Genomic DNA, 9,302 nt, shown 5'->3' with positions numbered 1-9,302 from the left:
GTAATCACCATCAGCTATCCTTCTTTCAAATTCTGAGGAGGTGAGATCCTCGATACCGAGGTATATGCCGAGACTGTCCTGCCAGCTCTGCGATAGTATATGCAGGTATCTCGAATCTATTGTATTCGAATCAACTATTATCTTTACGATTTCCAGAGAATTTATCTTAAGGTCCGACTTTGCTTTTGCAAGAAGCTGCGAAGCCTCTTTGATATTGAACACGTCAAACTGCCTGTCCGATGAGAGATCGCGGTAGCTTCTTCCGAAAAGCTCCACTGCCGGTGGAATAACTCCGAAGGCAGGGGATATATCTGTAGTGCTCTCGCTGGAAAGGGCTTCTCTGTCAGCAGAAAGCGCTATAGCCTTGCGGATGTCGGGATTTGAATAGATACTGTCATTGGGATTGAATATAAGTCCGAGGGTAGTAGCCTGCTGACCTGCAACAGTGTATTTCTTGGGGTTATAGCCTCCTGCCTTCATAGTCGTAAAGCACTCTGTCTCTTCAGACTTGAAGCACTGTCTCACGTCCGCTTCCGTATCCTGAATAGAGAAGCTTACAAATGTGGGCAGGACCTCATAGTTTTCGTTTTCGTTGACCAAATTCTTGCGCATATAGAGTATATTGTTATTGCCGTAGGGGTCATAGAACCACTGACGCACGAAGAACGGACCGTTTGACATGATCGACCTGTCGTCAAGACCGTATCTGCCCTTGGTAGCTATGAAGAAGTCCTCATTGCAGGGGAAGGCAGCAGGAGTGGTCATAAGGCTAAGAAATTCAGCGCAGGGATGTTCAAGTTCTATCACGAGAGTGTAGTCGTCCTTTGCTTCGATTCCGAGCCCTCTTGCAGAAAAGCTTCCCTCCGAGACGTACTGGCTGTTTTTTATGCAGGAGAAGTCTTTGAGGTAAGGAGAGCGCATCTTGGGATCGAGTACTCTTCTCAGCGCAAAGACGTAGTCGTCAGCAACTACCGGGAAGTATTCGTCTTCGTCTATCCTGTCGTTCTCGTTTTTATCGAAGAACCAGTAATTATCCTCCCTAAGCCTGAATGTATACTTGCAGCCGTCATCGGATATGCTGTAGTCTGTTGCATTGCAGCAGACTATGCTGCCGCTCTCGTCCTTCATTACGAGACCGCTGTACATATTTTTTATGACCGTTGCCGATGAAGGATCGCTTGCAAACTGAGGGTCGAGGCTTTGGGGGTTCCCTTCGAGAGTTGCCCCGTAAAGATGACCTGCGCCGTCGCCTCTTTTGTCGTCGTCTCCGCAGCCGGAGGCAGTCATACATACCGCAGTACAGAGTACTGCGGCAAAGATACGTTTAATTATCACGCTTATCTCCATTCTTTATCTGTTTTGCTCCGCACAATGCGGCTATAACCAAAATATGTCCCCCGATATGACGGGGGACATAGACAATGCTTTAATTCATGCTGACTGTTACGATGAAGCCGTCAACGTTGTTGCCCGAAACATCGTAGGTCTTGTTGGACGGTACCGGTACCTCCGTATCGCCTGTCTTGTTTGCGGGAACATAGTATATCTGATACAGCTTTTTGCCTGTCGATACCTCTATCGGGTTCTCATTATTATGCTCCTTGAGAACGTCAATATACTCCTCAAGACAGAGATTGTTCTGTTTTATATACATAGCGTGAGGAACGCCTACATATCTGTAGGTATAAGTCCTCGAGCGTTCACCGGTAAAGGACTCCTTTCCCTCGGGGAATCGGAGTATAAAGCCGTACTCGGCAGCGTGCTCGTCTACATAGCCGTAGATGCCTCTTGGTGAGAAATAGCCTGAGCTGGAACCGTCGTCGGGAACTATGCACAAATCAAGGGAACGTCCGGTATGGTAATCGGAAAATCCTGGCTGGAACTGTGAATTACCGCTATAATATACGTCTTCCTGATCGCCCTTTGAGCGGTAGGTGCCGATAACGTACAGCTCCTTGCTGTTCTCAGCCTCATAGAAGCTTCTCATGAGAGCTGTAAGCTGTTCAAGGACCGGCTTGTCCAGGGACTGTCCAAGGTCTGCAACGTGATATGGTTCGTCTGCTATATTTTCATATAATTTGATCCGATCAATGTCATCTTCTGGGAATTTATATTCATGCTCTGCGTTTACGAGCACGAGGTCGCCGCTGTAAATAGCGTCCGACTTAAATATCTCTGTCTGGTACAGTGATTCCGAAGGCTTGGTACCGTCGCCGGTGCCTGTAATCAGAGAGCCTGTTTCACTGCTTGTTGTAAGATCATCGATGATCGAAGAGTCCTGTTGACCCGTAGTACTGCTGTTTGTAGTCTGATTTTTCTTAGCGGAGTTCTTATCTTTGTCCTTATCTGAACAGGCGTGTACGCACGAGGTGAGCACAACTGCGAGCACGACAAGAACGAGGACTACCGCAACAAGACGATCGTATCTTACCTTATAGCGCCTTGACGATCTTTCTCTCTTGCGGTTTCTGCGCTTATCTCCGTTATTCATAAAAAGAAATCGCTCCTTAAAGATTATTCGTTCAATACAGGGCTGACTTACTGTCTCCCCGTACAGGATTTCCGCAATTGAGCGGTCTATCTCTAAGTTAAGTTGTCCTTTGACGTTTAGGTCAAAATTTGTTCACACTTAGTATTATATCACAACTTTTTGTAATTGTAAAGTGGTTTTTTTATTTTTTGCACTAATTTTTTATTGAAATTTGCACATTGTGTTTCAATAAAGGGCGATTGTCCATAACTGGCGGACTAGTTTTTTCGAGTGCTTATTCCTTTTCCGCTCTCATACGTCTCCTGTACTCTGTGGGAGTGCAGCCCTTGTGGAGCTTGAACTGCCGCATGAAATAGGATTCGCTGTCATAGCCGCAGAATTCTGCGATATTAGCCACGGAATTCTCGGTATTCACCAGCATATCTGCGGCGAATATCAGTCGGCTCTCTATGACGTCCTGACGGCAGGTGACGCCGAAGGCGGAGAAATAAAGGCGATGGAAGTAGGTGCGGCTTATGCGCAGCCTCTTGCAGATATCGTCGATTGACCACTGCTCCATAGGAGCCTCGTATATGGAGTCCCTGAGCTTTTTGAGCCGTGAGTAATGGGGGATCGTTTCCTCGGGAGACTTCTCGGCAGGGGCAGTACTGTCGGCAATAGCAATGAATATCATACGCATAGCGAACTCTGTGAATTCGCTTAGGTGCTTTCCCTTGTGCATAGACTGGGACTGCATGGAGCGGAGTATCTCGGATATGACGAAATCGTCCTCTATGCTTACAGGGGCGTCCTGAATGATATTCAAGGAGGAGATATACTGTCTGTCAGCAGCAGAGGTCCTGAAGCTGACTATATCATACTTCATGTTCTCTCCCTTGACTGGCTTGAAGCTCTGCTTGTAGCCGCTTGTGAGCAGTACTGCGGAGACCCCTGAGGTACGCTTTACCGAGCCGTTTTCGATATACTCCACAGGAGACCTGAAAAGCAGGAAGACCGGGTCTGCTCCCATTTCTCCTCCGAGAGCGGTATCCTGCCGGCAATTAAGCTTTATGCTGTTGATCTTCATAATATCCCCCCTGAAAGCAGATCTCAGCGATTATTATTCAGCCGAGTCCGCCATTCTGACAGCTTTCATCATTATAGCGCATTCGAGGCGCTTCTTTTCAAGCTGACATGATATCTTATGAGCTGTTCTGATATCACCCATGTACTGGTAATTATTGGCGTTGCAGCCGCCGCTGCAATAGAACTTTGCCCAGCATTCGCGGCAGTCCGGCTTTGAGTATACATGAGCCTTTGCGAAATCCGCCTTCATTTCCTGATCAAAGGTGCCCTCGTCGATATTGCCCATCTTGTACTCGTCTATGCCTACAAACTGATGACATGGGAATATATCTCCGTCGGGAGTGATAGCCACATAGTCGTTTCCACAGCCGCAGCCTCTGAGTCTCTTTATAGCGCAGGGACCCTGATCAAGGTCCAGCATGAAGTGGAAGAAGTTGAACTTTTTGCCCTTCTTCTCGTTTTCAAGGAGCTTAAGCGCCAGCTTTTCGTACTCAGCGAAAACTGCAGGGAGATCCTTCTCTGTGAGGGCGTAAACATCGTCGTCTCCGACCACAGGTTCAACGGAAATCTGGTCGAAGCCTGCCTCATTGAGGGCGAATACATCGTTTGAGAAGTCGAGGTTCCTGTTTGTGAAGGTGCCTCTTACATAGTATTCCTTATCACCTCTGCCTGCTACAAGCTTCTTGTACTTCGGCATGATGATGTCGTAGCAGCCCTGACCGTTGGGCAATACCCGGAAATAATCGTTTACTTCCTTGCGTCCGTCTATAGAGAGAACCACATTTGACATCTCGCGGTTTATGAAGTCTATCTTCTCATCGTCGAGAAGGAGTCCGTTTGTGGTTATAGTAAAGCGGAACTTCTTGTTGTATTCCTTTTCACGACTCCTTGCGTATTCCACTACCTGCTTCACAACGCCGAAGTTCATAAGGGGCTCGCCGCCGAAGAAGTCAAGCTCAAGGTTGGGGCGGTCGCCGGAGTTTTCAAGCAGGAAGTCAATAGCGTGCTTTCCTGTCTCAAAGGACATGAGCTTTCTGCCCTTGCCGAAATCACCTGTGGAGGCGAAGCAGTACTTGCAGCGGAGCTGGCAGTCGTGGGCTATATTCAGGCACATTGCCTTTACGGGAGAAGCTACGGAATACTGAGCGTACTTCTCGTAATCGTCCTCTGAGAAGAGTATCTTGTCGTTATACAGCTCTACAATCTCGCTGTAGCACTCCCTGATATCCTCAGGGGAGTAGGAATTTGAGAGCTTGTCCACAACGTTCTGCGGACATTCAGCGTCAAAGGGTGGCTCCACGTTATCGAGGAGATCGTAGGTGAGTTCATCTACGAGATGAACGCCGCCGCTGTTGACGTCAAGTACGATATTAAGCCCGTTTAGCTTATATTTATGGATCATGTCAATAAACCTCTATTCAAAAAATATGAGGCAGCATTTTCATACTGCCTCGACTAAACTTAGTGTTCAGCTTATCTCTCGCACTTCTGATTTGCAACTGTGCAAGAAGTCTTGCAAGCTGACTGGCATGAAGCCTGGCACTTGCCGCAGCCGCCCTTCTTAGCGGATTCCTTGAGATTAGCCTTATTGATAGTCTTGATGTGTTTCATTTTTTAACCCTCCATAGGAATGATACGGCTTGTGCCGTAAATTACTGATTAATATTATACCATACATTGAGTATCAATGCAATAGTTATCTCAAATAATTTACTTATTTACCTATATCTTATTCTCCGTATATACTGTCGTAAACGAAGTTATATACATCAATATAGGTGCCCGATGTATAGTGCAGACCGTCAGTAGTTGAGAAGCCTTGCCAATTGAGATAGGTGTAGGAATCGAGGAAAGTGATCCTGCTGTCCAGACCGTCTCTCAGTGTAGCGTTGAAGCTTTCAATGCCCGAATTCAACTTCTGATAAGAACCGCTGCACGGATTAACTGACATGACGATGACCTTGTTGTTGTTAAGGAAGTCGTCAGGCAGACTATTGTACCAATTTAAATAAGCACCGCTGTTGTGGAGGTCGTTTACTCCGAGATTGAAGATAACGGTTTTGTTCTGAATCTGGCAGATGCTGTCGCGATTTCTGTTGAGAAGAGCAATGCCCACGCCAATCTCTCCAAGATAATCGATAGCCACATTATAGGACAGTCCCACTGTACGTGAGTCTCCTATCCAGAACCATTCGCTGTATTCACTGTCGATACGGGGAGGAGTGTACTCGAATCCGCCGTCCGCAGCAGACTGCTGTGTTTCTGACTCTGTGACTTCGGGAGCAGCTGTGCCCTGCAATCCGTTATCGTCTTCGTCCATCTTCTGTTTAAAGCCGTGCTGTTCGAGGAAGTCAGTGAGTATCGCTTCCTCATCTCCTGCCGAAACGCAGGCGTAGTAGGAAAGTATCAGAGAAGCGTCTATCGCGTCCACAAGGTTATCGCCGTTGAGGTCGGCAGCTGATTCCTGATACGAATAAAGGGGACAATCCTGTCCCGAGGATATTGACGCGTATGCAGCAAGGACAGCCGAAGCGTCCGTTGCGTCCACCGTGCCGTCGCCGTTTACGTCACCGATCATATAGAGACCGGCTGCACCGTGAGCGGTGATACCCGCTGACGGAACGACGAGCGCCGCAGCTGCGGCAAGGCTCATAAGCGTTTTGATTTTCATAAGATGTTACTCCTTTTTACTGGTCAAGCTCAATCAGAAGCTCAAAATCAGCATCGATCCTCTGTTTAAGCTCTTCGATCTCGGCGCATTTGCGGTTCATCAGCTCGTAATCGCTGTAGACCTCCTCTCTGCCGATTTCATCGGTAAGAGAGTCTATCTGCGCCTGAAGGTCGTCGATTTCCTTTTCAAGGCGTTTCATTTCATTTTTTCTCGCAGCGTCAGCACTTCTCTGCTGCTTGCTGCGGTAGCCCTTTACGGACTTTTCTTTTGCTGCTTCTGCAGCCCGTTGTTGCTTTGCGGCTTCGAGAGCTTTACGCTCTGCAGCCTGCTCTTCCCGCAGTACATCGAGATATTTATTGAAGCCATAGTTGTGTAAACGATAGCTTCCGCCCGATAATTCGATGAGACGGTCAGAGATTTTACTCAGGAGATACCGGTCATGGCTCACAAATATGACCGTTCCTGTATATTCAGCCAGCGCCTCCTCGATAGCCTCCTTTGAACTGAGGTCGAGGTGGTTGGTCGGCTCGTCGAGTATGAGCACGTTTCCATGCTCCTGCATCATAATGGCGAAACAGAGCTTAGCCCGCTCGCCGCCGCTGATGACGCCCGTTTCCTTGAACACATTCTCGCCCACCAAGCGCACCTGTGCAAGGAGACTGCGGACTTCAAGATCCGACATAAGGGGATAGCGGCTGTGGAGCTCCTCCATGACAGTGAGCTCCTTATGAAGGTTTGTGCTTTCCTGTTCAAAATAGGAAATTTTAATATTGCTGTTCCAGCGAACGAGCCCCCTGTGCGGCAGCTGTTCCTGGAGTATGCGCAACAGCGTTGATTTACCAATGCCGTTGTCGCCTATGATACCGACTTTTTCGCCTCTGCGGACTTCAAAGTCGAGGGTATCCACAAGTGTTTTGCGTGAAGCGCCTTCTCCTACGGATATGTCCACGCCCTTTACCTTGAGCACGTCTATCGGCGGCTCAACTGAGTATGTGAAGCGAATCTTCGCGTGTTTTGTGTCGTGAACGGGGCGTTCTACGCGCTCTATCTTTTCAAGCTGTTTTCTGCGGCTCTGAGCCATTTTTGTAGTGGACGCGCGGACGAGGTTCTTAGCAACGTAGTCCTCCAGCTGAGCTATCTGCTTCTGCTGGAGCTCGTATTCCTTCTCGCGGCGGGCGTCGTTTTCCTCACGCTGTCTTACGAAGGCTGTATAATTGCCCCTGTAGCGTGTGAGTATGCCTCTTTCTATTTCGCAGACCGAGGTACAGAGCCTGTCAAGGAAGTAGCGGTCATGGGAAACTATCAGTATAGCGCCCTTGTAGGAGCGGAGATAGTCCTCAAGCCACATTATTGTCTTGAAGTCAAGATGGTTAGTAGGCTCATCAAGTATGAGCAGATTTGGCTCCTCAAGGAGGAGTCTGGCGATACAAAGTCTGGTTTTTTCTCCGCCGCTGAAACCTGACACTGTGCGCTCCAGCTCTTCGCCGGAGAAGCCCATGCCGTTAAGCACCATGCGTATCTTCACGTCTGTATTGTAGCCGTCGTTGGCTTCTATCCATGAGGACAGCTGCTGGTACTCATCTGCAGCAGAATCATCGCCCATTTCTATTTCAAGTTCTATTTCGCGGAGACGGTCGATAGCCTTATGTACAGGCTCAAAAACACTCCTCATCTCTTCAATGACCGTGTTTTCGGTATTGAGACCGCCCATTTGTTCGAGGTAACCCACTGTTGTCTTTGCAGCAATGGATACTATACCGTCCTTTTCAGTGAAGCGGTCGGGATCAACCGAGCCTGTGAGTATCTTTAGCAGGGTGGACTTGCCGCAGCCATTATTGCCTACGAGTCCTATCCTGTCGTTCTCATCGATAGTGAGAGATACGTTGTTCAGAACCTGATTCCCGTTATAGAATTTGTTTATGTTCGTTAAGCTTGCAAGCATTGCAGACTTCCTTTTTTCAGCCGTAATGCACAACCGGCAGTTGAATGCTTTGTGCAGGCTGCAATTAAATATCCTGCTGTCCACAATAGGTCCACAAAGCGGGCAGCATATATATACAAACATAATAACACTTTCCGACTGAAATGTCAATGGTCACCGTCAATATAATTACCATATAGATATATAGCTAATTTATACAATATACATTAAAAATGCCGTTTATTCATATATTTATGAATAAAAAGTGAAAAAGTCCTCCTCACAGGAAGACTTTTTCACAGGAATGAACTTTTAAAAAGTGAGAGGGTAAAAACGTGTCCCGTGCAGGGCTCTTAGAGCCTAATATGGATATAATATCCCCGGATAGTGACCGCAGACCTGTTGCCTGCGCACCTTCAAGTAGTATTATATCACAAATTGTTGCAAATACAATGAAAAATACTCTTTTTTCGAGAAGATTTTTTGAAATTCCCACAACAATTATATATAATTGTCTTGCATTAAGCACTTATTTATGATACAATAATACATATAAATTTGAATTTCTGTAAAAGGAGGGAGAGCATGAGCAGAAGGATACTGATAGGTGTCGTTATCGCAGACTGCCATATAGATTTCCAGTGCGAGATACTGCGTGGTATAATAACGCAGGCTTTCAAGAGCAACTGCGATATAGCAGTCATAGCCCCCCTTCATGACTTTTCCGTCAGCTCCGTCCATAAGAACGCGGAAAAGACTATATTTGACCTCATACTCTCCGACAGCATAGATGGTATAATATATGACAGGAACACCTTCCACAACGAGGATATATGCCGGCATATAGATGATCTCTGCCGTCGCTCTGAAAAGCCCGTAATGCTCCTTGACCACAATGACCACAAAAGCTTTGAGACTACCTCCGTGGACGACCGCGAAGCCTTTGAGACCATTACTGATCACCTTATAAACGTTCACGGATATAAAAGGATATACTGTCTTACCGGTCCGAAGAACACTTTCAGCGGAGAGGAGAGACTTGCCGGTTACAGGAGCTCAATGAAAAGGCACGGCATAGCTGTAGGTGCGGACTGGTGTCAGTACGGCGATTTCTGGACGGAAGCTCCGAAAAAGCTTGCAAAACGGATATTAAG

At 47.3% G+C, this 9,302-nt stretch carries 8 protein-coding genes; 1 reads left to right on the top strand and 7 read right to left on the bottom strand.

Annotated elements, in window-relative coordinates; genetic code table 11:
- From J6U00_RS13415 to J6U00_RS13385, 7 genes are all read right to left on the bottom strand, one after another.
- Nucleotides 1-1,347, bottom strand: a 1,347-nt coding sequence (locus J6U00_RS13415) for a peptide ABC transporter substrate-binding protein (protein ID WP_296582645.1), incomplete at its 3' end; no start/stop codon positions are given.
- Nucleotides 1,348-1,426: 79 nt separating this feature from the next.
- Nucleotides 1,427-2,491, bottom strand: coding sequence for a M15 family metallopeptidase (locus tag J6U00_RS13410; RefSeq protein WP_296582643.1), 1,065 nt, complete (start codon nt 2,489-2,491; stop codon nt 1,427-1,429).
- Between the two features lie 274 nt (nt 2,492-2,765).
- Complete coding sequence (locus J6U00_RS13405; RefSeq protein WP_296582641.1) at nt 2,766-3,557, bottom strand: AraC family transcriptional regulator; 792 nt, start codon at nt 3,555-3,557, stop codon at nt 2,766-2,768.
- Nucleotides 3,558-3,590: 33 nt separating this feature from the next.
- Entirely contained in the window at nt 3,591-4,958 is a 1,368-nt protein-coding gene (gene scfB, locus J6U00_RS13400) for a thioether cross-link-forming SCIFF peptide maturase (RefSeq protein ID WP_296582639.1), read from the bottom strand.
- A gap of 71 nt (nt 4,959-5,029) precedes the next feature.
- Nucleotides 5,030-5,167, bottom strand: a complete 138-nt coding sequence (gene scfA / locus J6U00_RS13395; RefSeq protein ID WP_009985845.1) for a six-cysteine ranthipeptide SCIFF — start codon at nt 5,165-5,167, stop codon at nt 5,030-5,032.
- A gap of 118 nt (nt 5,168-5,285) precedes the next feature.
- Nucleotides 5,286-6,227 (bottom strand): dockerin type I domain-containing protein, encoded by a 942-nt coding sequence (locus J6U00_RS13390; protein WP_296582637.1) that lies wholly within the window; start codon nt 6,225-6,227, stop codon nt 5,286-5,288.
- Nucleotides 6,228-6,243: 16 nt separating this feature from the next.
- Nucleotides 6,244-8,169, bottom strand: coding sequence for an ATP-binding cassette domain-containing protein (locus tag J6U00_RS13385; RefSeq protein ID WP_296582635.1), 1,926 nt, complete (start codon nt 8,167-8,169; stop codon nt 6,244-6,246).
- A 564-nt stretch (nt 8,170-8,733) separates the two neighbouring features.
- On the opposite strand from J6U00_RS13385, the gene J6U00_RS13380 reads away from it, so the two are divergent.
- On the top strand, nt 8,734-9,302 hold a 569-nt coding region (locus tag J6U00_RS13380), incomplete at its 3' end, for a substrate-binding domain-containing protein (RefSeq protein ID WP_296582633.1).

The sequence above is a fragment of the Ruminococcus sp. genome (assembly GCF_017650195.1).
GTDB lineage: Bacteria > Bacillota > Clostridia > Oscillospirales > Ruminococcaceae > Ruminococcus.
Note: the sequence above shows the minus strand (reverse complement) of the source record. Positions and strands in the feature narration are given on the sequence as shown.